This window comes from Acetobacter persici (assembly GCF_018256955.1).
Taxonomy (GTDB): Bacteria; Pseudomonadota; Alphaproteobacteria; order Acetobacterales; family Acetobacteraceae; genus Acetobacter; species Acetobacter persici.
The window spans coordinates 17,502-39,680 of record NZ_JAERKU010000001.1; the positions used below are offsets into that span (position 1 = coordinate 17,502).

The following is a 22,179-nucleotide window of genomic DNA, read 5'->3' on the forward strand; positions in this document are numbered from 1 at the left end:
GGGGGATTTTTACTTAGATAATGTAGTCAATCGGCGGAAGCATCTGGTCCATACTTAAAGCTGGCATGCCAGAATGACGTGTTCCAACCTTGCGGGCAGGATTGCCGACCACGGTTGTGAAGGGAGGCACCGCTTCTAAAACAATCGAGCCGGCTCCAATTTTGGCCCCTTCCCCAACTTCAATATTTCCCAAAACCTTTGCACCGGCTCCAATCAAAACCCCTCTTCGCACTTTTGGGTGCCGATCTCCCGAATGCTTGCCCGTCCCGCCCAGAGTCACTTCCTGCAGGATGGAAACGTCATCCTCAATAATGGATGTTTCCCCGACTACAATTCCGGTACCATGGTCGAAAAGAATACGACGCCCGAGCCGAGCCGCAGGGTGAATATCCACCCCGAAAAGCTCAGACCCCCGACTTTGCAAATGTAGAGCCAAATGCCGTCGCCCGGCACGCCAGAGCCAATGCGCAACCCGATAGCTCTGGACAGCATGGAAACCTTTGAAGAACAAAAACGGCGTCACATAATCCGGACAGGCCGGGTCTCGCTCACGAATGGCCACCATGTCAGCTGCCGCTGCACAAACGATCTCTGGCTGCGCGTCAAAACTTTCTTTAACCAGTTCAGAGAGAGCGTCCGCAGCAACGGACCGATCACCCAGCTTTCGTCCCAGTAAAGCCGCCAGAGCGGAAGCAAAATCTGTATGGCTTCGTATTCCAGTTGCGAGCAGACCTCTTACCAGCGGGTCATGGCATACACATGCCTGCTCCACCATCTCCTGCCACAGAATAGCCAACTTTGACGAACACTGACTAAATTCGTCAAAGTGGCTTGAAAGAATAGACGATCCATGCGGCCTGTTCATACGCCGGTCCTTTTCTACAGCAACAGACTTCTGTCATTCCTGGTCCGAGTTACAGACCCATGGCATGCTTCACAAACGCCTTTCTTAACCGGGGAAGACGATGCACACCTGCAATTCCCATGTCACGAGCCAAGCGAATTACCGGGTTATCGTTGCTAAACAACCTATCCAGAGCATCCGTCGCTGCGAGCATCAGCATATTCGCAGGACGACACCGCGCCTGATATCGTGCCAGCAAAGCTGGTGCCCCAAGATCTTCCCCGTTGGCATGGGCCGCCAGCAAAATATCGCTAAGGGCAATAATATCTCTAAAGCCTAGATTAAGACCCTGCCCCGCAATCGGGTGAATGCCATGGGCGGCATCCCCAACGAGGAGCAATCGCGTATCTGTATAACGCTGAGCGTATTGAGCAGAGAGCGGATAAACCCAACGACGGCCGACAGGAGTCACTTTACCAAGCCGATTACTCCCCATACGGCGTTCGACTTCCCGCGCAAACAGATCATCTGGCAAGTCTGCAAAACGCTGAGCCAAAGCATCTTTGTCACTCCAGACAATTGCCGACAGGTAAGGATGTTCGTCAGTGCCGGCCATTGGCAATTGCGCAAATGGTCCCGCTGGGAGAAAATGCTCCAAGGCACCGTTATCATGGGGAAATTCATGAGCAATTGCGCATACAATAGCTGTTTGACCATAAGATAGTTTCGTCAAAGGAATACCAGCTTCAGAACGCAAACGGCTTTTACGGCCATCTGCAGCTACGACCAAAGACGCTTTAAATGAGCGTCCATCCTTCAGGTGAATATCAGCCCCTTCTGACTTCCTAACGACTTTAGCTTCTGCTGGAGCCAGTACCGTAATATTGGGCGTCGTATGAAGCTGCGCGTTCAAAGCCACACGCAAAGCTCGCGCTTCAACCATCCAGCCGAAAGGTTGATGTGCATCTTCCCGCGTGAACTCGAGAAACAAAGACGAGGCAGGCTCACCCGGACGACCATCTGTTACAAGAATATCTTCAATCGGGCCGGCAGGAAGGGGCAAGGCATCCCAGATACCAGCGTCTTCCAGCAGTTTTTTGGGTCCCGCTGCAATTGCGTAAGCACGACCATCAAAATCAGGATGCTCCATTGGCGGAAGATCAGCGCGATCAACAATCGCGACGCGGATGCCTGCAACTGCCAGGCGACACGCCAGAGATCCCCCTACAGGTCCGGCTCCAATAATGCACACATCAACATTCGGGAGGGAAGGATGCGAAGATGTGAACGCAGTATGAACAACAGACGCAGATGAGGCAGTCATGACGTTAGTCCTTACAAACAGGGCCCGCAGATAAACGCCAGGGAACTGGCCACGAGCAACAACCTTCCTTCTTTTATCCCAGCCCAGCAGAAAGACTAGAGAGGAAGGCTCGTCAATCAGCCAATAATCTGGCATGTTTGGAGATAGATAGAATATACGGAGACTGAATGCTGGCTATCCTTCATGCCCTTCATTCAGCAAAAAAGACAAGGATTGGGATCTCATGAAGCTGGTGACCGCGATTATAAAGCCCTTCAAGCTTGATGACGTCCGAGAAGCCCTCGCCCCACTTGGTATTCAAGGACTTACAGTCTCCGAAGTAAAAGGTTTTGGCCGTCAAAAAGGGCAGACAGAAATTTATCGTGGAGCAGAGTACCGGATTAGTTTTCTACCGAAGATCAAAATAGAGATTGCTGTTTCTTCCTCTCAGGTTAATCAGGTAGTTGAGGCCATACTTAACTCTGCTTATACTGGAAAAATTGGTGATGGTAAAATTTTTATCAGCGAATTAGAAAGAGTTATTCGTATCAGAACACGTGAAGTCAATAATGATGCTTTATAAGAAAATATTTTATATTTAAAAACATTTTTGCGACAATCTAATAACACAAAGAAGAAAAAATTTTACAGATAAAATATAGGGAATCTGGCGAACAGTTGAGTAAGAAAAATGGCTTTAGCAGCAGGAGATTGTCGGATGGTCTATGAGATAAAAGAGGCTAACAAACCAGTATTGTTTGATCCTGAAGAAAGACCGATCCAATTGAGAGGCTTTCTAAGCAATTCGAAGTGATTTTTCCAGACTTATGAATCTTGAAGTCCTTTGCCCAAATTTAGTTATGGCTCAGGCTATATGGTGGGAGCAAAGGCGGAGCCCTACAGTTTTAATCGCCTTTTTGAAAAATTTAAAACTACACTATACATTATTAGACAAAATCCATTTAATCGATATTTTTTAATCCTTTGTTTGGCATGCGAACTACAAGAAACTCTTGCGGGATCAATCGATTCATCCCGAGCAAATATGAAATCGCAGAAGCTTAATTTTTTACACTGTATAATAATGTTCATTAGAATTACCCTTGCTATGTGCTGTGATTCCAGATTTTACCGCTACTAAGAGTAGAGAAAAAAAGAAAATCATGCTATTTTATGATGCCTAATGATTATGATAACGGATGAAGAAAATGCAACAACTAGCTGAATTAAACGAAATTTTACGAAGTGATGGCATTGTAGCAGCTCTGGATGTAATAAATAACTATGAAGTAGAGCATCTTGATTTTACGCAAGAAAATTCCAACAGTTCCATGAATATTTTAATTCATGACACTATTAAAATTTGTAACGATGAAAATTTTCGAGAAGTATTTTATTTCTTGAATAAGATTGGGAGTGTTTTTGGATTAAATGTTTCTCTATCCTTAGAAATATTATCATTTAATTTACGAAGAAATATAGACCTTACCTTCCAAGTGAATTTTTATGAAAATCTTCCTCAACGCATCAAGGAATTTTCTGACATACAGATGCTTGGAGCAGAAAGCTACAGGCGATCTGGAAGTATTGATAAGTCACTATCTATATATTTGTCCCTTCCTAATAATGAAGGATGGTGGCCGTATGATGATATTTGGCAACTCCTATCTTATAATTTAAGTTTTTATTTATTAAAGACGAACTTTTTATTTTTTGAACATCAAAAACCATATAAATGGTCATTTAATTCCTCCGCATCAAAACAATCTGCAATTTCGGATTTAATCTCAGGAATGTTGAATCCTTGGAGACATGATCCAATCACGTTTAAAAAAGACATCTTAAATCTTCTCGAAAACTGTCAGATTCCAAAAATAGATACAAAACATCAAATTTTGGAATTTTTAGCATCGCATATTACTGATTTGGATACAGATCGTGCATCTGTAGTTTTCCAGTTACTAGTTTCTGAAAATAAATTTCATTTAATTGAGAGGCTGCTAAAAAATAAGTCTTTTGTGTATGAGGTTTTGGCTATTGAGCCGAATTTTATATTCTCATTCGACATATGCAAGCAGAAATGTCCGCAGTTCGCAAATACTTTTTTTGAAATACTCGACGCGTTTTTACAATCAAGTCAAGTAAGACGTTTCGTTGAAGGCGACTGGATGGCTTTTGAAGGCAGCTCTTTTCCTAATACCAGGAGTGTCGCATTTGAAATACTTAGTAGATATAGTAGTAAACAAAAAAATCTTTCTATGAAATATATTCCTTTTATAGAAAAAAATCCTCAAGTTTTGACTGAAGAAAAACATAATTCTATAAAGCATTTATTTGTTGGATTTTACGGGACGCCTATAAATCTAGAACTATCTCTAGAAAAATTTTCTGATTATTTTAAAAAAGACGCTCATGATTGGAAAAGCAACGGGAATTTATTATCTATTGGCATTTCCGTTCTTAAAGAAGAAAATTTTTTAAATAAACGGGCAGAAAACAAAATTGACAAATTAGATAATTTTATTCCAGAAAAATTAAAAAGAATCTTAAGGAAATTCGATTACTCTAATTTAGACGAATTACAAACATTTTTACCACACACTGTAGAAGTGATAAAAAAAGACATTCAAACGCAAAATAAATCACAAGAAGATTATATAGAAAATATTTATCAAAAATATGAGTTCTTTGATGGATTTTATTTGAATGTAATTTCAAAAGATTTTTATTTAGACGAATACAATGAAGTATTTTTACAATTATTCAACGACCACAAGGAAAAAATATCAAATATTATAAATTTATGTTATTGCCTCGATAATTTCTATAAATTACTATCTGAAGCAGAAATTTCTTCTAATGTGAATATTGATAGAATAGTTTTGGTAAACATTAATACCGAAATCACTAACGGATCTTTAATTAACTTATGTAATGAAGCCCAAAAAATCGAAAACAAAATTTTTTCATCTGAAATAAATACAAATAATATATCACCAGAAGGAAATAATTCATATTTTGCTGGGAGTAAAAACTCCATATCAAAGTTATTATACTCTTACAAATTCGTTATGAGTATTATAAATAGCTATGTTTTTAGTTATCTATATAGCGATCAGATTTGTAATCATAAGATATTTGAAACAGTTCTATACGAAAATGACTGCGATATAGCCTACTCATCAGAAATAAAGCTTAGTGATATGACTATTGATATATCATGGGAGGACTTAAGCGAGGCCTTACTTAAGGATAGTTTTTGTTTGGAGGATGACAATTTATTACGTTTCATACGCAACGAAATGAAAAACTAACAAAAAAACTTCTTAATTTTGGAGAATAAAAATGAATGAAAAAAAATATACTGAAACAGAAATATCTTTAAATGAATTAATTTCTCAAAAAAATCTAAGGCAAAATGTATCTTCCCCTGAAATGGATCAAAACTTTCTTGACGAGGCAGCTCGTTTATCACGGATTGCCGGTCAAAAAATACTGCGCTTACCAGAAGATATTACCCTAAATGCGGCAAACAGCTTTTCTTTTGAAAACGCAGATAATATTATTTTGTTGGGTGAAGGGAAAATCGTGGGGTCTATGCGTAAGGCTGTGCACCCAGAATATTTAGGGGGAAGCATTATGTTTCCTCCTACTGTTAGAACATTACATTTACATCAGTTCCATACAGCATGCCGTAAAGGAGAAGCAACGGTAGTTGTCATGGGGGATAGTATTTTTGCGACAGCTAGCGATATGGTCTCTCATACAGAAAATGCATGCTATGCGTGGCTAGAAACATTACAAGAATGCAATCCCAATGTAAGATTTAGATTTATTAATGCCGCTTTAGGTGGACGGAATTGGGACGATATGAATTCTGATTCTCATCAACCGCCAGAATGGATTGACGCACGAACTGGTTTGAATTGGAAGGAAGCTGTTGCCGACTTAAAACCAGATCTTCTATTGCTAAATAGCGGAGGTAACGATGTAGGAAAATTCAAACCATCAGCCGTAAAAAATTTAATAAATTTCTTTTTATCATTAGAAAAGCAGCCATCTATAGTGATTGGAATATCTCACCTTCCTTCTCTTTCTTCAGACATTCATGGATATGGGACTGAGAATTTTATTCAAGGGTTTGATATGCTTGCTAAGTGGCTACGTACTTATGCCATTTCTAATAATTTAGGCTATTTAGATTTCTATAGGTGGAACACTATACGAAGAGATGGTTTTGATCCTTGTGAATTAGCCTTATCTCGAATTAACGCAGATCCATCGCCAGGATTTTCTGGTTTTAATAGAGCTCAAGGCTGCTCTGATTTGGGAAGGTGGAAATTTCCTATATCTCAGAATGAAAATGGTTTGTTAGCCAATTCAATTACAGATTTTGCAGTCTCTTTCGAAATTTTAGAACGCCCCTTGTTCCTTTCTATAACACTAAGTGGCGTTCCTGTAGACGGTGATAAAATACATTATAACAATAGCATATATATATATTTTGATAATGAAGATGATACAATATCATGGTCTTGGAGTGATGGCGTCGACAATGACAAATCATCCAGAATGAAAACCACTATCCGTGTTCCGACTTTCCCAGCTAAATTTAATATTATGGTAAAAGGAAATTTAACAATTATTTCTTTATGGATTCCTTTCCAGAACTCTAACTGGCAGCCTGGTAATGATCTCATCGGACTCGGCACCGGATATCAATATATCTGCTGCCAGACACTGGTTCGGTTTGGTGGAGAATTTTGTCCACAGATTAGTTGGGCAGGACCTGGAGATATTATTATACATAACTTGTGTATTGGTAGCGCTGTAAGAATTAATGGGGGTAGCAGGCGTAATATGCCGGATTGCACGAACAGTGAGTTATTCATCAACACAGACAATGCTGGGGGCTCAAACCATTATCATATGAATGCTTATGGAGTTCGTGATATTCTCACTCCAGTAATCCGAGCGCAGGAATGGGATATGAAACCCAATGAATTTGTATGATATGATGATGATTTTCTATAAAAAATATACTTCTTTTGAAAATGTTTGAGGATAAGGTAAAAATGGAAGAAAGAAATCTTGTGAAACGACAGGTTCATATAAACCCTTCTTTTGGGGGTGATAATGACCGTCTTGATTTTGTTACCATTTGTTTTTCTGGGGAGTTCCCAAATCTCTTATTACAGGCACGCTCTTTGGCTAAATATGCTAATGACCTGATTAAAGATTGGACGATTGTTATTAATAGTGAAATAGACGTTGTAGAAAGAGAGAAAGTCTTCTTGTCTTTACAAAAAGAACTTAATAGTTCTAATTTTAACACATTTTGGATGGAACGAAAAGATATAATAAACATTGGATTGCCTGAAATGCATGGAAGTAGATCTCAGCAAATATTAAAAATTGTCATTGCAAATTATATAGAAGATAAATTTTATGTTCTTTTAGACGCAAAAAATCACGCTATTAGACCATTGAAAAAAGAGTTTTTTGTTCGTGATGACAAAGCCGTTGTACACAGAGAAGAATATGAAGCTTGGAATCCTTTTTGCCAATGGTTTTCTAAAGCTTTTCAATTAGTCGGACTACCTCAAGAACGGCAATTGTATCAAAAATATCAGTCAACAACGCCTTATGTGATGGAAACAAAAATAGTCAGAGAATGTATGAATAGTGAGTTGATCAACTCATCAAAACCTTGGTACTATTTTGTTAGTCTAATGGGAGATCAGGACGATTCTATTACTGAATTCTCTCTTTACGGAGCTATGCTTGAGCATTTTCATGTAAGCTCAATTAGAACCTTAAGAAATTATGTAACATTATTTGCGGGATATCCGAGCGATCATAAACATATTATGAGTTTTATTGGAAAAATGAAAGATGAGCATATTAAGTTTTTTGGAATTCATAGAAGTGCACGTTTGAATATGGATGAAAACATTAGCTTGGCAATAGAATGGGTTTCTTGTTCTTTATTTTCTTCTGTTGAAAATGGAGTGATATTTCTGAAAAAAGGTTTTGTCAAAGATTATTATTTACCAGACTAATAAATTACAACTACGTAAAGTTAGATTTTATGATGTTTTCAGTTCCACGAGCAGGATTAGAGCATTCTTGGAAAGTCACTTGTGGACATTTCTGCGCGTTATTAATGATGCGAATTATAACTAAAGTGATGATCTGTAACAGGCGTGCGTGGCAATTGTAAATTGAAGGAACTGAAGCCTCCCCTCCCCTTTTTTTGTATTCAGTCAAAAGTAGAGTTCTCGGTTTTTATGGCTTGAAGTTGAAGGGATGACAAGGGTCTCGGCGGCATGCTCCCCCGAGACCCTTGTCTGGCGCCCTGATTCGGTGTCCTCCCATCAATTGGAAAGATCTAAAAACTCTATAGTATTGTGTGCCTATATATAATTCGATGCCTTCTTTGCCGATTGAGTGGATGAATAATTAAGCAACCGTGTTTCTTTGATTATGAAGAGCAACTTGCTCGCATGAGTGATCTTGGTAACCAGCTTAAGGTTTTTTCGTAACCGGCCGTTCTGGGCCACCTTGATTATGCTGCTTGGAGGGATCGAAGAACCGTTGATTGGCGCGCATGGTTTTTGATTTCAGGCTTTTGTCGTTCTGATTGACGGTTCCTGGGGTGACTTTTGATCTGCGTCTTGAGCAGATCGGACGCTGTCGCCAATGAGATAGCTACGCGGCCGCGTTCAACCTCTCGAGGAAGAGGAAGCGGCGCATGTTGTAGACGATATTGGCCAAGCCAATCCTCATGATGGCCCGGGTAATGCCCACGGTCCGGACGAACAGTCCCGTCTGCAATTTCTGATCGGCAAAGACATGCTCGACGCGGGATCGGGTGACGGACTTCCCTGCGTTTGAGCGCTGGATATGGCGGGGCATGGGCTTGAGATGCGGCTTTTTCCTGTGAATCTTCGAGACGAAACCCTCTTTGTCCATGAAGTCCTCATTGACTTGCGAGTGGTAGGCGGTGTCGGCCCAGACGCTTGATAAGGCCGTATTTGTTTTATCGAGCAAGCCCTCGCACAGCCAGGCACCATCACTGGCAGCGGCATCCGTCGCTTTCCATTTCCGAATCAGTCGAACTTTCGATCGATGGAAACAGGCGATTTGTAGCCAAAGAACGGGATGGCAAGGTCCGTGGACGGGAGCGTCCCGTTTTCCTGCCGCTTTGCCTTCGTGAACTTCAGTGTCCAGCGAGCATGCCTGTCCTTGTGGGACAGCTTTGCCGACTTGTCTTCCCAGCCTTCGGGGAACCAGCCTTCCCGAAGATCGGCTTTCTCCCCGTTGGTATTGCGCTGCTTTGGCGCCGCCACCAGCGTGGCATCCAGGATCTGGCCTGACATCGGCAGATACCCGGCGTTTCGCAGGATGACGCCAGCCTGGGTCAGACGCTTTTGACACAGCCAGACCGTTTTCGCATCGGGCACCCGGTCCGATAACGCCAGGCCGAGGAAGCGCATGAAGGACAGCAGGTCGTTGATCAGATACTCCGTTCGCTCGTCGGAGAGATTGTTCAGCGTCTGGATCACCAGGATCTTGAACATCAGTGCCGGATCAAACGGAGAACGGCCACCTTTGCTCCCGTCCGCATAGGCCAGAGCCCTGTACAGATCAGGACGGAACGCCTCAAAACCCACAGTCCGAGAAACGCTTCGACTGATCGCCAAGGCCACTCAAACGGACTAGTCGCTCGTCCACATCAAAGAAGCCCGGCCGTTTCATGAGCCATTCCTTCAATCATCACAGAAGAGATGGAATCACACACGGAGGGCCAGAACCAAGGGTTTGTCCAACCCTCCGAGTTTTTCAGCTCAGCATAAAATACAAATTTACTCAACAATATTTACATTAAGTTATGTTCAAATTTTTCAAAATCGTTCTTCATATGGATAGTACGTTCTCCTCCGGCTGGAAAATAATGAACGAAAATTACATCTTCCTTAAGGTCCTCACAAGATAATTCTGTAATATTTGATATGGGTTGTGCTGAGAATTTATTTGATTTGTAAAGAACATAATTAAGGACACTTTGTTCATAGAATGGAATACTTTCCCGTCCATTTTTTTGGGTATATTTTACCAGCATAATATAAGCTATTTCAAAAACATTTTGAAATTTTTCTCCTGAAGGCACAAATAAAACTCCTCCATTAAATCCATTAACGTCATCTATTTCAAATGGACTTTCATTATACAGAGTACTTCCAACGGAAATATTATGTTTAAGTTTATTATTAAAAAACGGATAATTTTCCAATTGCGCGCTAATTTTATCAAATTCTGAAGTTTTCTTAATTATTCGATTAACATCATTAACAATCATAACATCCGCATCTAAATAAAATATTGGCGAATGCAACTTTACTGCATCTGAGGATAGTATTCGCAAACGTATACCAACAAAATCTAATCTATCCACAGCGGTTGATTCTAGAAAAATAATATTTCTAAAGCCATAATGCTCACATATATCATTAATTTCTTTTTTGTTGTCTGTTGCAATAAGTATATCACCTTCATAATTACCAAAACGAATTAGGCTTTTTATGGAAATTTCAAATTGAGATATAATGTCTCCTTTTCCAAATACAACATACACAAATAAAGGATTAATTACTCTAGCAAAAAAAGGAAAATCTTCTACAAAAAATGTAAACTCAGTAATTTTTTCGTTTATTCCACTAAATATATCATCAAAAGGAATACATAATTTACCAAAACGCATATAATCTGTCGAGGAAGAAGTGAAATCGTATAAATCTCCATTGATAAGGAGAGAATTTTGAGATAGATAAATGATTTTTTTTAACTCTATTTCGGATAAAACTCTGAATTTTTCCCACGTAATAGGTTGCTTTACAGTATGCACTGAATTATCTGGGAATATCGATAAATATTCATCATTTATATTTAAGAAAAAGATATTTTGATCAACATATTTTAATTCAATGAAAATATCATCAACGGCCTTATTATCGCATGTAAGTGATGAATTAAATGAAAATATATCATTAGAATTTATTTTTATAGAATAATTCTTAAATCCTATATCTTTTATTATTAATAAATTTTCAAAATCCGTTATTTTATTCAATGGTCTTTGAGTTATTTTTCCTTCTTCGTATGAAAGAACCATCCCGTGATCACTTAAAAGATAGCCCAATTCCATTTTAATACACTCCAAAATCTTCTTTTATTAATAAGAATAACCTATCTATCTGTATCATAGAAATTTGCACAATGAAAATTAAGAGTTCACCTAAGAGACTGTTTGGAAATTCGGCCTAATGTGATTTATGGAGTTGCTTCTTTCGCTCAAACAATTGTGTGGGCCTGATAAGCTATAACGCCATTGTCATTATGGCGCCATTCTGACTGCTCCGATGGCGTCGGCACAATATGCTTCCCCACATCGGGCGTGTGTTCGGTCTAGGTCTTTAGCCCCGGGCTTTGATGGATTGGATTGATGATGTATCGTTCTGGCTCTGAAGTCCATATTTTGCAGACGTATTCGTAAGGTCTGAGGCCACTTAGCGTCTTGAGTCTTGGCCCGAAATTATAGGCTGCCATGAAGTCGTTGAGATGTGTCCTTAGCTGCTCATGGCTGTCGTAATGGAAGCGTTTGACGGTTGCTTCCTTGATCATCCGGTTCATCCGCTCAACTTGGTAGTTCGTCCACGGATGAGGGTTTTGTCAGGCGATGTCTGATCTCATGCGCTTCACAGATCATGTCGAAGCGCATGAGACGCGACTAAGCCGTATTGCAATTGCGAGACTGGTCAGCAAACTGGAGCCCATTATTGATCAGAATGGTATGCACCCGGTAAGGAACGACAATCTGGAGATGTTCGAGGAATTCTAGGCCGTCTTCCTGTCGGCTTTCCCGACCTGCTGTGTGACAACGAATTTGCTATCCGGTCAATGGTAACAAAGAGATACAGCTTGCCTTCTGCAGCCTGGGCCTCGGCAATATCGATGTAAAAAAAGCCGATGGGATAGCGTTTAAAACGCTGTCGTTTGGGCTTGTCTCCCTCCATGTCCGGCAATCAGGATATCTCGTGACGTTGAAAGCAGCGATGCAGGGCCGAGCGTGTCAGATGGGGAATGTGGCCTGCAGGGCATAAAGGCAGTCATCCAGCAGCAGTAAAGGATGCCGGAGAAATGCGGTTGCCATTGCTTCTTCGGTTTCTGTCAAGCTCATTGAACGAGGCTCTTTAGGACCAGTTTTCTGATCATCAACCGTCTGACGTTTCCGCCACTTCGCCACTGTTTTCGGGTTGATCCCGAACTCCTTGCTCAGCGCCGAGAGGGAAGCCTGCGATCGCTGTAGCGTTGCTCGCACGGCGTGCGTAGTCGTGGCGCTGCCATGACGTATTTGCCCCATAAGGCTTCCTTCCACTCACATGGAAATATCACACCATCAAATCCTGAGACTAAACACCTAGGGACTGTCTGCATTCAACGTAGCCAAATCATAGCGCATGCGAGGTAGACGAAGCCCTCGAAAATCGTGAATGTCTTTTCGCATCGCAGGGCGACTCTTCGGAAGCGTTTGAGTTTATTGAAGAAGCACTCGATCTGATGGCGTTCCTTGTAGAGTCGCCACTCTATTGGCGGAACGATAGCGCGATTGGGATTGGTCTTGATCTGAGCGATTGCACCGAGTTCATCAGCGATGAAGGCGCGCAGAGAATCCGCATCATATGCGGCGTCGGCAATGACGTGGCCGACACCCTGCAAACCGTACAGGAGCGTCTCTGCCTGCGGTCGATCGCCATATTGTCTCGGCGCCGGACGAATGCGTAGCGGCAGCCGATCGCATCGACGGCCGCGTGGAGTTTGGTCGTCAATCCGCTACGCGAACGATCGATGGCCGCAGTTTCAGCCCCCCTTTTACGCCCATCGCATCAGCGTGGACTTTCAAAATCGGGCATATCGGCCAAGGTATGAAACAGCCTCTCCCAGACGCCCGCATGCGACCAGCGCCGAAAACAAGAGTGGATTGGCCTATTTGCCAAAAACCTCCGTTAGATCGCGCCGGTGGGCCGCATTGCCAGCCATCCACAAGATTACATCTACGAACCGCCGATTATCGACCCCACTCCGCCCAGGCAGTCCGACCCGGCCGGGAAGATGGTTTTTAATCCAGTTCCATTGCTCGTTTGTAAGTGTCCGTCTGCTCAAGGCTCACCGTCCATGGACAGCCTTGAATCAGAACTTCAATCTAAGTGGAACCCATAAATGCAGACAGGCTCTAGAGCAAAAATGACCGTCCGCCGTTTGATCCGATATTGATGTTCAAAATTCTAGGTCGTGTGGACGGATTGATGCGGCTGGCTTTCACGCCAGCGTGATAAGAGCCGCGATGACCGGCTTTTTCTGGAAGCGATGCACTATTTTTCCCTTCACAACATCACCGGGCACGTCCTGCCGCCGGAATACGGGAATCGAACAGCATGTGGAAAAGGTTCTCGCGCCTCAGCCGAAGCGGTGGTTTCGAGGCCTTTCTCCAGACGTTGGCGGAACAGAGCCCAACCGGGCAGCTCGAGCAGATATTCGACAGCACGGTCGTTCGAGCCCATGTCTCGGCGGTCGGGGAAAAGGGAGCAGGAAAATCAGGCTCTTGGCCGTTCACGCGGTGGTTTCTCGACGAAAATCCATCTCAAAAGCGACTTCGACGGCCAGCCGCTCGTCTTTCATCTCACGCCGAGGGGAAGCGAGTAACAGCCCGTAATTCCCGCTCCTGCTCAACCTCGGACCCGACATCACTCCACATGCTGCCATGACCTACAAGGGTTATGACGCGACCGCCAACCGCAAAGCGGCCCGCGCACGAGGTATCTGTCCCATCATTCCCTATCGACGCAACGCTCGGGGAAAGTCCACTTTCTTCTACAAGGTTCTCTATAAAAGGCGAGCCCGGATCGAAAAGACCACGGGAAAATTCGAGCGCGTCGCGTTGCGATGTGAAAAAACCGCTGAAACCGTAAGTCTCAATCGTCGCTTTCATCTATAGAATTATACTCGTCAAATACGTCCACACAACCTAGATCAGATGGAAATATTTTAAAATTCACAGTCCCGAAAAATACTTCGATTTGATCGTCCCACTCGCTTATACATACCAAGCGCTTATTCAAAGAAACCAGATTTATTTTGCTACCCTCCACCCAGTCTAGATACAAAGAATAGAATTATAGAAAACGCTTCAAAACCAGAAGGTCTTTCAAACTGTCCACGTTGGATTTTACTCATCATACAGCTTTATCGTTCTTGAGATCTTCGTTACGATTAAGCTACAGTAGAACTAAGATTGCTATCTTCTGTATACCATCTTGCATTTTAAACGACACAAGAACGGAGACATCCAAACCCATGATTTCGCAATTTTTTATTGCATCGCCATTCTTTAGAAATTTTGGCAAGCGATCAGTCTTTTTGATTTTAAGCGGTGTTATTCTCTTTTCCCTAGCACCTCAAACTGTTCAAGCGGCCAACACCGCTACGCTCATTGATACAGGCGACACAGCTTGGATGCTGGTAAGCGTGGCTCTTGTGCTGATGATGACCATTCCTGGGCTGGCGCTGTTTTATGCGGGGATGGTGCGGAAAAAGAACGTGCTGGCGACACTGATGCAGTCTTTTGCCTTGTGCTGCATTATGTCCATTGTCTGGATGGTTGCCGGGTACTCTCTGGCCTTTACTACGGGTACCCCGTGGATTGGTGGTCTCTCACGCACATTTCTGAGTGGGATCGGCGCGCATATTCATAATGGTGCCGATATTGCCTTCACGCTTGGCGCGGATTCCCCTAACGCCACCACGATGACGATTCCTGAGAGCCTCTTCATGATGTTCCAGATGACGTTCGCCATCATCACGCCAGCCCTCATTTCCGGGGCCTATGCAGAGCGCATGAAGTTTAGTGCCATGTGCGTCTTCTCCATTCTCTGGTCTCTGCTGGTCTATGCGCCCATCGCGCATTGGGTCTGGAGTCCGGTAGGCTGGCTGGCAGGGCTTGGAACTGCGGATTTTGCTGGCGGCACCGTTGTCCACATCAATGCAGGTATTGCTGGCCTTGTCTGCGCACTGGTTCTCGGGAAACGCAAAGGCTTTGGGCAGGATGATCTCTCCCCCTTCAATCTGACTTACGCAATCATCGGGGCATCTCTCCTGTGGGTTGGCTGGTTTGGCTTTAACGCCGGGTCGGCTGTCGGCGCCAATGGGCGTGCAGCCATGGCTATGGCAACCACTCAGATTGCAGCCGCAGGCGCAGGTGTCGCATGGATGCTTGTTGAATGGCTGCGCAGCGGCAAGCCAACCGTTCTGGGCGTTATTTCCGGCGCTGTAGGGGGACTGGTTGCCATTACCCCCGCCGCTGGGTTTGTGCTACCGGGGAGCGCGCTGATTATCGGGCTGATTACGGGCGTTATCTGCTACTGGAGCGCGACGTCCCTGAAGCATCTTATGGGCTATGATGACAGTCTGGATGCTTTTGGCGTGCATGGCGTGGGGGGCATTGTCGGCGCTCTGCTGACCGGGCTGTTTGCTTATGGGCCACTATCCGCCACGGATGCCAATCCTTCCGGAATTACAGGCTCTCTGCATCAGTTTATGGTTCAGGGGGAAGCCGTTCTTGTCACCATTCTGTGGTGTGGTGCGATCTCTTTTGTTCTGCTGAAGGCCATTGATCTGGTGATCGGTCTGCGCGTCACACCAGATGAAGAACTTGAAGGGCTGGATATGTCCCTGCACGGAGAGCGGATTAACTAACGCGCTCCTTCTCTCTGTTCTGCCGTCTTTTCTGGCCCCCTCCTGCCCCGTGCGGCTGGAGGGGGCTTTTTTACGCCTTCCTCTTTTCAGGCATGAAGGCGGCCTTTGGATAACCCTTTTCCAAACACATTTATTCATCATAAGATACTGAGACAGTCAGGGTGCTGTGGCATGGTGCTGCATCTTCCTGCCCTGCATTTGGATGAGGTTTTTCCTTATGACATCTTCCGCTCGCTTTGCGCTTGCAGCACTGGCCCTGAGCTGTGCCACCGCCCTTTCCGCCCCGGCTGCTCATGCTCTGAGCGCCAAGGAATGTCACGCCAGCTTTGCTGCCGCCCGCACCGCCGGGACGCTGGATGGCCAGAGCTACAAGCAGTTCAAAGCTGCTAAATGTGATGCCGCAGCAGCACCTACCGCCTCAGCAACTCCGGCAGCGGCCGCCCCGGCTGCAACCGCGAAAGACGCTGCTCCCGCAGCTCCTGCAACAGCCCCGGCCGCAGCTAGCGCGACGGCTCCGGCAGCTGCCGCGGCCACAACGGCAGGTGTTGTCTTCCCGAGTGCTGTCTCACCGCAGTATGCCAAGCTCAGCGCTGGTAAAGCCCGCATGAAAACCTGCCTTGACCAGTACAACACCAACAAAACGGGCACAGGAAATGGCAACCTGAAGTGGATTCAGAAAGGTGGCGGCTATTACAGCCAGTGCAACACCCGTCTGAAAGCAGGCTAATATCCTTGTCTGGAGCGCCTTCTCTGGCGCTCCTTCTTTTTTCAGAATATTTTGTAACGGTTATAAATCGCTTTACCGCTCTCTAAGCTTTTCAGCGTTAGTTGCGCTACCGGAGCGCAGGCATAACGTAGAGTGTGCCCGTCTGATACGAAATCCAGACACGATGCGCCGCAAACCAGTCTGACCCCAGCAGCATATCCACCGAATCATGAATGGGTGCGACCGTCAGAACAGGCTCTTTTTCCTGCTCCTGCCCGATCTGGAAAGTGTGAAAACGATGCCAGTGATAAACTTGCTGATGACCATCGACACCGCTCGTCAGGCCACCCGGATCAGCCGCTAGCATGCGGGCCGTAACGCCCAGTTTCTCCGCGGCTTTATCTGACAGGATACGGGACCGCGCCCCGCTATCTACCAAGGCCCGCAAAGGCCTGCCATCCAGCATCACCTGAACAATCACCCGACGCCCGGCGGACTGAAGCGGCACAGCGCGGTAAATAACATGCCAGTCAGCTGGTCCGGCACAGGCGGTTGAACCGCTTTTGACAGACCAGAACGTCAGCCAGCCCTCCGCAACATTGAATTCCACATCATAGTGCGAGAGCAGATCACCACCGACCAGACCTTCAACCGGTGGCTGTGTTGCCGGTTTACCCGGCAGATCCCCAACCGGCATGGAGACAGGTCCGACCTCAAGCCCCCCCAGCATGAGAGACCGCACGACGACATTCGGCACCATACGCCCAACCCCGCCGGTGCCCTGCATGACGGTGTGAACAGACGGGTCAAGCAAGACCTGAAACCGCTCGGCGGCATCCGGGGAAAGCAGACTCCCCTCCGATCCGGTATCAACAATCATGCTCGCAGCGTGTTTGTTGATTTCAACGGGGATGTTCAGAAACCCCTGGTCATCATGCAAAGGCACACGGGCAATCCGCTCACGGTGGCATACCCCCTCGGCAGCCAGCGCCACAGGAGCCAGAAGCAAGGGAGATGCGGCTGACCACAACGTGGCCAGAAGCGCTATACGGAGTGCCCGTGTCCGCATGGTGTCAGCCTAATTCCCGCGCAAAGCGGTCTGTGGCCTCCAGCAGGGCGCTGAGGATGCCGGGTTCAAACAGCGCATGGCCTGCGGCGTTAATCAGTCTGAACTCTGCTTCCGGCCATGCCCTGTGCAGGTCCCATGCTGTGCGCACAGGTGTGGCCATATCATAACGCCCCTGCACAATAACTGTCGGGATATGCCGGATACGGTCCACATCACGGATCAACTGCCCCTCTTCCAGCCAGCCACCATGCACGAAATAGTGGTTTTCAATGCGTGAGAACGCCAGCGCGTAATCGGCCTCTTCATGCTGGTTTTCAATGTCCGGTGCTGGCAGCAGGGTGAGCGTGCGCCCTTCCCACAGGCTCCATGCCAGAGCGGCTTCCTGCCGTACCGTAACATCCTCCGAGACCAGACGCTTACGATACGCCGCCATCATATCCCCGCGCTCTGCCTGCGGGATAGGAGCCTGAAAATCTTCCCATTTATCCGGGAACAGCCAGGAGGCACCCTCCTGATAATACCAGAGCAGTTCGGCCTTCCGCAGCGTGAAGATGCCGCGCAGCATCAGGGCTGTTACGCGCGTCGGGTGAGTCTGGGCATAGGCCAGCGCCAGCGTAGACCCCCATGACCCGCCGAAAACCGCCCATTTATCAATCCCGAAAAACACCCGCAGGCGCTCAATATCAGCAACCAGATGCCATGTGGTGTTATTCTCCAGCGAGGCATGTGGTCTGGACCGGCCACAGCCACGCTGGTCAAACAGCACGATGCGATAACGGGAGGGGTCAAACAGACGGCGCTGCGCGGGAGAGCATCCGCCACCGGGCCCCCCGTGCAGAAACACCACCGGAATACCGTGCGGATTGCCACATTCCTCCCAGTAAATCTCGTGCCCTTCCCCGGTATCCAGATAGCCGTGGGCGTAAGGGTCTATAGCGGGCCAGGGAGCGCGCAGGGCATCGGTCATTAGTCTCGTGTTCCTTCTCTCGGCTGAGCAGTTTTTTGCGCACGCGGATGCGCACGGCTCCACACATCAAGCAGGCGGGCTTCATCCGCAAGAGTGTATCGTTGTGTGGTGGACAGGCTGGCATGCCCCAGCAGTTCCTGAATGGCGCGCAAGTCCGCGCCACCTTCCATCAGATGTGTCGCAAAAGAGTGGCGCAGCGCATGGGGCGTGACATGGTCCGGCAGTCCGGCCAGCGCACGCCATTCCCGCATGGCCTTCTGGGCAACTCCGGCCTGCAACCGGCCGCCCCGCACCCCCGGAAACAAAGGCGACTCTGGCGCGGGAGAAGGATGCTGCCTGCGCCACACTTCAAGCGCCTGCTGCACAGCGGGCAGCACCGGCACCAGACGTTCCTTGTTCCCTTTTCCGCGGATACGCAGCACGCCGCTGCTGGCCAGCGTCCCAAGGTCGGCAATATTCAGATTCAGAGCCTCTGAAATACGCAGCCCGCAGCCGTACAGCAACAGGAACAACGCGCCGTCACGCTGCCTCGCCATTGGGGTATGAGCCAGTTCAGCAATATCTTCCGGCACAGCTTTGGCGTCTGTCACGCTCAGGGGGCGTGGTAGAGGTTTCTTGCTGCGGGGTGTAGCCAGCAGAGCAACCGCCGGGTTTTCTACCCCCTGCCTGCGGGCAAGATACCGGAAAAAGGACCTTACTGCGGACACCCGCCGCGCGCGTGTCCGGGCAGCGCGGTCCGGCGTGCTCTGCCGCGTGCGGGAGGCCGCAGACCGCGCCTGCTCCTGCGCCAGCCAGGCGCGAAAATCCCTCAGGCTGATCTGTGCCAGCCCCGCCATATCCGGCAGGCCATCCAGATGCTCAGACATGAAGCCCAGAAACCGGGCCAGATCGGCGCGGTAGGCGTCAATCGTCAGGGGGGAGGCCCGCTTTTCCGTCGCCATCCATTCCAGAAACTTCTGGACGGCTTCTTCCGCTGTCATGGCATCCCCTCACACAGATCCGCACCCGTCAGGATGCTCTGATGGCTGAGCCGACTTGTTCAGACTTTTTCGGGTTTCGCAAGCACTGTTCTTTAACCGGGCCTCCGCTTACATAGGACCTCATGGCGTCCACACCTCCCACTCTTTTTCAGTCTGCGCAGAGTCCGGCTTCCGCCGCGGGGAGTGCACGCCAGAGAGTGTCCGTGCTGCTGCCCATGCCCTTCCCCGGCCCGTTTGATTATGCGGCTCCGGCGGACATGCCCCTCCAGCCGGGCGATATTGTCACGGTGCCACTCGGACACCGCAGGCAGACCGGCGTGGTATGGGACGCAGCCTCTTCCCTACCGCCAGAATTTGCACCCCCGCCTTCCCGCACAGTGGACGCCGCCAAGCTCCGCCCTGTCGCGGAACGGCTGGATCTGCCACCACTGACAGCAGAGTTGCGGCGCTTTGTAGACTGGGTGGCGGCATACACTCTCTCCGCCCCCGGTATGGTTCTGGCCATGACGCTGCGGCTGCATATGCGTGGCGTGCCCACGCCCACCACAGGCTGGCTGGCAGCGTCTCCCACTCCGGATGGCCTGCGCCTCACCCCCGCCCGCCAGAAAGTGCTGACTTTGCTGGCGGACGGCACGGCCCGCACCACCACAGACCTTGCCACAGCCGCAGGCGTTGGCCCCGGGGTTGTGAAAGGTCTCGCGGATGCTGGCGCGCTGACCTCTGTGGCGCTCGGGCCGGAACGGGCCTTTGCTGCCCCTGACCCACACCATAACCTGCCGGTGCTGGAAGGCGCGCAGGCTGAAGCCACAGACGCCCTCCGCCAGACCGTGAATGAAGGCGGGTTTTCCGTCACGCTGCTGGAAGGGGTAACAGGCTCCGGCAAGACCGAGATTTATCTGGAAGCCATTGCCGCCTGTCTGGAGCAAGGCAGGCAGGCACTGGTTCTGCTGCCGGAAATTGCGCTTTCAGCCCAGTGGATGGAACGCTTTACGCGCCGCTTTGGCACGCAGCCCGCCATCTGGCATTCCGAAGTCGGCCAGCGCGCCCGCCGTCTGACATGGCACGGGACGGCGGACGGCAGCGCCACGGTGGTGGTGGGCGCACGCTCTGCCCTGTTCCTGCCTTTTAAGGACCTCGGCCTGATTATTGTGGATGAAGAACACGAGGCCCTCTTCAAACAGGAAGAAGGCGTGATCTACAGTGCGCGGGATATGGCGGTGGTACGGGCCCGACTGGCGGGCTTCCCGATTGTGCTGGTTTCTGCCACGCCCAGTCTGGAATCTCTGGCCAATGTGGAGGCAGGGCGGTACCGGCATCTGATTCTACCCTCCCGCCACGGCGGAGCAGCCCTACCGGAAACCCGGATTCTGGACATGCGGGACCACCCGCCACCCCGGGGCCTGTTTCTCTCCCCTGCTCTGACGGAAGAACTGACCGCGACGTTTGAGCGGAAGGAACAGGCCATGCTGTTCCTCAACCGGCGCGGCTATGCGCCGCTGACCCTCTGTCGCAGTTGCGGGCACCGGATGGAATGTCCGCACTGCACGGCATGGCTGGTCGAGCACCGGAATCGCAAAATACTCTCCTGCCATTTTTGCGACCATACCGAACCGATGCCCGAAACCTGCCCCTCCTGCGGCGCAGAGCAAAGCCTGACACCCATTGGCCCCGGCATTGAGCGGATTACGGAAGAAGCCCGCCACCTGTTCCCCGATGCGCGGATTCTGGTTATGGCCAGTGACACGCTGGGCGGCCCCGCCGCGACAGCGGAAGCGGTCGGCAAGATTTCCCGCCGGGAGGTCGATCTGGTGATCGGCACACAGATTGTCGCCAAAGGCTGGCATTTCCCGCACCTGACGCTGGTTGGGATTGTGGACGCCGATCTGGGCCTTGGCGGGGGTGATTTGCGGGCGGGGGAACGGACGATCCAGCTTCTGCATCAGGTTGCAGGCCGTGCCGGACGCGCCAGCACACCGGGGCGCGTGCTGCTGCAAAGCTACACGCCGGAACACCCGGTGATGCAGGCCCTGCTCTCCGGGGATTTTGACGCCTTCATGACGCAGGAAGCCGAGCAGAGGCGCCCCGGTTTCTGGCCGCCTTACGGGCGTCTGGCGGCCCTGATTGTCAGCGCGGATACGGCCGCCGCCGCAGATGATGCCGCTGCGGCGCTTGGCCGCGTAGCCCCTTATGGGGACGGAATTCAGGTGCTTGGCCCCGCTCCGGCCCCCATGGCCATTCTGCGCGGGCGGCACAGGCGGCGTCTGCTGCTCCGCACCCGGAAAACCATTGCCGTGCAGCCTATTCTGCGCCGCTGGCTGGGGTTGATAAAACTGGAACGACATGTGCGCGTGGATGTGGATATCGACCCGGTTTCCTTTTTGTAAGTCCGGTCTGCCGAACTGCGGTCGCTTTCCGTCTGCGCACCTGCTGCGCATCGGAGCATCGGAGCATCGGAATGAGTGTCATATTTTATTTATAACGATGCCGCATCATTTTGT

13 protein-coding genes and 3 pseudogenes are annotated in these 22,179 nt (G+C 48.4%); 7 read left to right on the top strand and 9 right to left on the bottom strand.

Annotation, left to right across the window (positions count from 1 at the left end; all coding sequences use genetic code 11):
• Positions 1–13: 13 nt before the first annotated feature.
• On the bottom strand, positions 14–775 hold the full coding sequence (cysE, locus tag JK199_RS00070; protein WP_370684609.1) for a serine O-acetyltransferase: 762 nt from the start codon (positions 773–775) through the stop codon (positions 14–16).
• 139 nt (positions 776–914) lie between these two features.
• Positions 915–2,168: a UbiH/UbiF/VisC/COQ6 family ubiquinone biosynthesis hydroxylase gene (locus JK199_RS00075; protein ID WP_212372864.1), complete on the bottom strand. Its 1,254-nt coding sequence runs from the start codon at positions 2,166–2,168 to the stop codon at positions 915–917.
• A 223-nt stretch (positions 2,169–2,391) separates the two neighbouring features.
• On the opposite strand from JK199_RS00075, the gene JK199_RS00080 reads away from it, so the two are divergent.
• The 4 genes from JK199_RS00080 (at position 2,392) to JK199_RS00095 (ending at position 8,209) form a co-directional block, all read left to right on the top strand.
• Positions 2,392–2,730: a P-II family nitrogen regulator gene (locus JK199_RS00080; protein WP_212372874.1), complete on the top strand. Its 339-nt coding sequence runs from the start codon at positions 2,392–2,394 to the stop codon at positions 2,728–2,730.
• 625 nt (positions 2,731–3,355) lie between these two features.
• Positions 3,356–5,461, top strand: a complete 2,106-nt coding sequence (locus tag JK199_RS00085) for a hypothetical protein (protein ID WP_212372876.1) — start codon at positions 3,356–3,358, stop codon at positions 5,459–5,461.
• Between the two features lie 31 nt (positions 5,462–5,492).
• On the top strand, positions 5,493–7,160 hold the full coding sequence (locus JK199_RS00090) for an SGNH/GDSL hydrolase family protein (protein ID WP_244984781.1): 1,668 nt from the start codon (positions 5,493–5,495) through the stop codon (positions 7,158–7,160).
• Between the two features lie 62 nt (positions 7,161–7,222).
• Positions 7,223–8,209 (top strand): DUF6492 family protein, encoded by a 987-nt coding sequence (locus tag JK199_RS00095; protein WP_212372878.1) that lies wholly within the window; start codon positions 7,223–7,225, stop codon positions 8,207–8,209.
• A gap of 649 nt (positions 8,210–8,858) precedes the next feature.
• Here the strand turns inward: JK199_RS00095 and JK199_RS00100 are convergent.
• The 4 genes and pseudogenes from JK199_RS00100 to JK199_RS00115 form a co-directional block, all read right to left on the bottom strand.
• Positions 8,859–9,908: pseudogene (locus JK199_RS00100) on the bottom strand (IS5 family transposase).
• Between the two features lie 121 nt (positions 9,909–10,029).
• On the bottom strand, positions 10,030–11,355 hold the full coding sequence (locus tag JK199_RS00105) for a hypothetical protein (protein WP_212372880.1): 1,326 nt from the start codon (positions 11,353–11,355) through the stop codon (positions 10,030–10,032).
• Between the two features lie 260 nt (positions 11,356–11,615).
• Positions 11,616–12,570 (bottom strand): annotated as a pseudogene (locus tag JK199_RS00110) (IS481 family transposase).
• A 74-nt stretch (positions 12,571–12,644) separates the two neighbouring features.
• Positions 12,645–13,370: pseudogene (locus JK199_RS00115) on the bottom strand (IS5 family transposase).
• Between the two features lie 1,272 nt (positions 13,371–14,642).
• Here JK199_RS00115 and JK199_RS00120 point away from each other — a divergent pair.
• Positions 14,643–15,959, top strand: coding sequence for an ammonium transporter (locus tag JK199_RS00120; protein ID WP_342356274.1), 1,317 nt, complete (start codon positions 14,643–14,645; stop codon positions 15,957–15,959).
• A gap of 217 nt (positions 15,960–16,176) precedes the next feature.
• A complete protein-coding gene (locus JK199_RS00125; RefSeq protein WP_244984782.1) occupies positions 16,177–16,686 on the top strand; it encodes a hypothetical protein in 510 nt (169 codons plus the stop codon).
• 106 nt (positions 16,687–16,792) lie between these two features.
• On the opposite strand, the gene JK199_RS00130 is transcribed toward JK199_RS00125, so the two are convergent.
• Genes JK199_RS00130 through JK199_RS00140 form a run of 3 tightly spaced genes read right to left on the bottom strand, consistent with a single transcriptional unit; the run spans position 16,793 to position 19,681 of the window.
• Positions 16,793–17,734 carry a retroviral-like aspartic protease family protein gene (locus JK199_RS00130; RefSeq protein WP_212372886.1) on the bottom strand — a complete coding sequence of 314 codons (942 nt, stop codon included), beginning with the start codon at positions 17,732–17,734 and terminating at the stop codon, positions 16,793–16,795.
• Between the two features lie 4 nt (positions 17,735–17,738).
• A complete protein-coding gene (pip, locus tag JK199_RS00135; RefSeq protein ID WP_212372888.1) occupies positions 17,739–18,701 on the bottom strand; it encodes a prolyl aminopeptidase in 963 nt (320 codons plus the stop codon).
• Positions 18,701–19,681 (bottom strand): tyrosine recombinase XerC, encoded by a 981-nt coding sequence (locus tag JK199_RS00140; RefSeq protein ID WP_212372890.1) that lies wholly within the window; start codon positions 19,679–19,681, stop codon positions 18,701–18,703. The genes pip and JK199_RS00140 overlap by 1 nt, the downstream gene beginning before the upstream one ends.
• A gap of 122 nt (positions 19,682–19,803) precedes the next feature.
• Between JK199_RS00140 and JK199_RS00145 the strand changes: the two genes are divergently transcribed.
• Positions 19,804–22,065, top strand: coding sequence for a primosomal protein N' (locus tag JK199_RS00145; protein WP_212372891.1), 2,262 nt, complete (start codon positions 19,804–19,806; stop codon positions 22,063–22,065).
• Positions 22,066–22,179 lie beyond the last annotated feature (114 nt).

What these genes read in the sequence shown, in the direction of transcription:
- JK199_RS00095 (WP_212372878.1), top strand. Translation starts at nt 7,223, where the DNA reads ATGGAAGAAAGAAATCTTGTGAAACGACAGGTTCATATAAACCCTTCT.
- JK199_RS00125 (WP_244984782.1), top strand. Translation starts at nt 16,177, where the DNA reads ATGACATCTTCCGCTCGCTTTGCGCTTGCAGCACTGGCCCTGAGCTGT.
- cysE (WP_370684609.1), bottom strand. Translation starts at nt 775, where the DNA reads ATGGTGGAGCAGGCATGTGTATGCCATGACCCGCTGGTAAGAGGTCTG.
- JK199_RS00075 (WP_212372864.1), bottom strand. Translation starts at nt 2,168, where the DNA reads ATGACTGCCTCATCTGCGTCTGTTGTTCATACTGCGTTCACATCTTCG.
- JK199_RS00145 (WP_212372891.1), top strand. Translation starts at nt 19,804, where the DNA reads ATGGCGTCCACACCTCCCACTCTTTTTCAGTCTGCGCAGAGTCCGGCT.
- JK199_RS00090 (WP_244984781.1), top strand. Translation starts at nt 5,493, where the DNA reads ATGAATGAAAAAAAATATACTGAAACAGAAATATCTTTAAATGAATTA.
- JK199_RS00130 (WP_212372886.1), bottom strand. Translation starts at nt 17,734, where the DNA reads ATGCGGACACGGGCACTCCGTATAGCGCTTCTGGCCACGTTGTGGTCA.
- JK199_RS00080 (WP_212372874.1), top strand. Translation starts at nt 2,392, where the DNA reads ATGAAGCTGGTGACCGCGATTATAAAGCCCTTCAAGCTTGATGACGTC.
- JK199_RS00140 (WP_212372890.1), bottom strand. Translation starts at nt 19,681, where the DNA reads ATGACAGCGGAAGAAGCCGTCCAGAAGTTTCTGGAATGGATGGCGACG.
- JK199_RS00105 (WP_212372880.1), bottom strand. Translation starts at nt 11,355, where the DNA reads ATGGAATTGGGCTATCTTTTAAGTGATCACGGGATGGTTCTTTCATAC.
- JK199_RS00085 (WP_212372876.1), top strand. Translation starts at nt 3,356, where the DNA reads ATGCAACAACTAGCTGAATTAAACGAAATTTTACGAAGTGATGGCATT.
- pip (WP_212372888.1), bottom strand. Translation starts at nt 18,701, where the DNA reads ATGACCGATGCCCTGCGCGCTCCCTGGCCCGCTATAGACCCTTACGCC.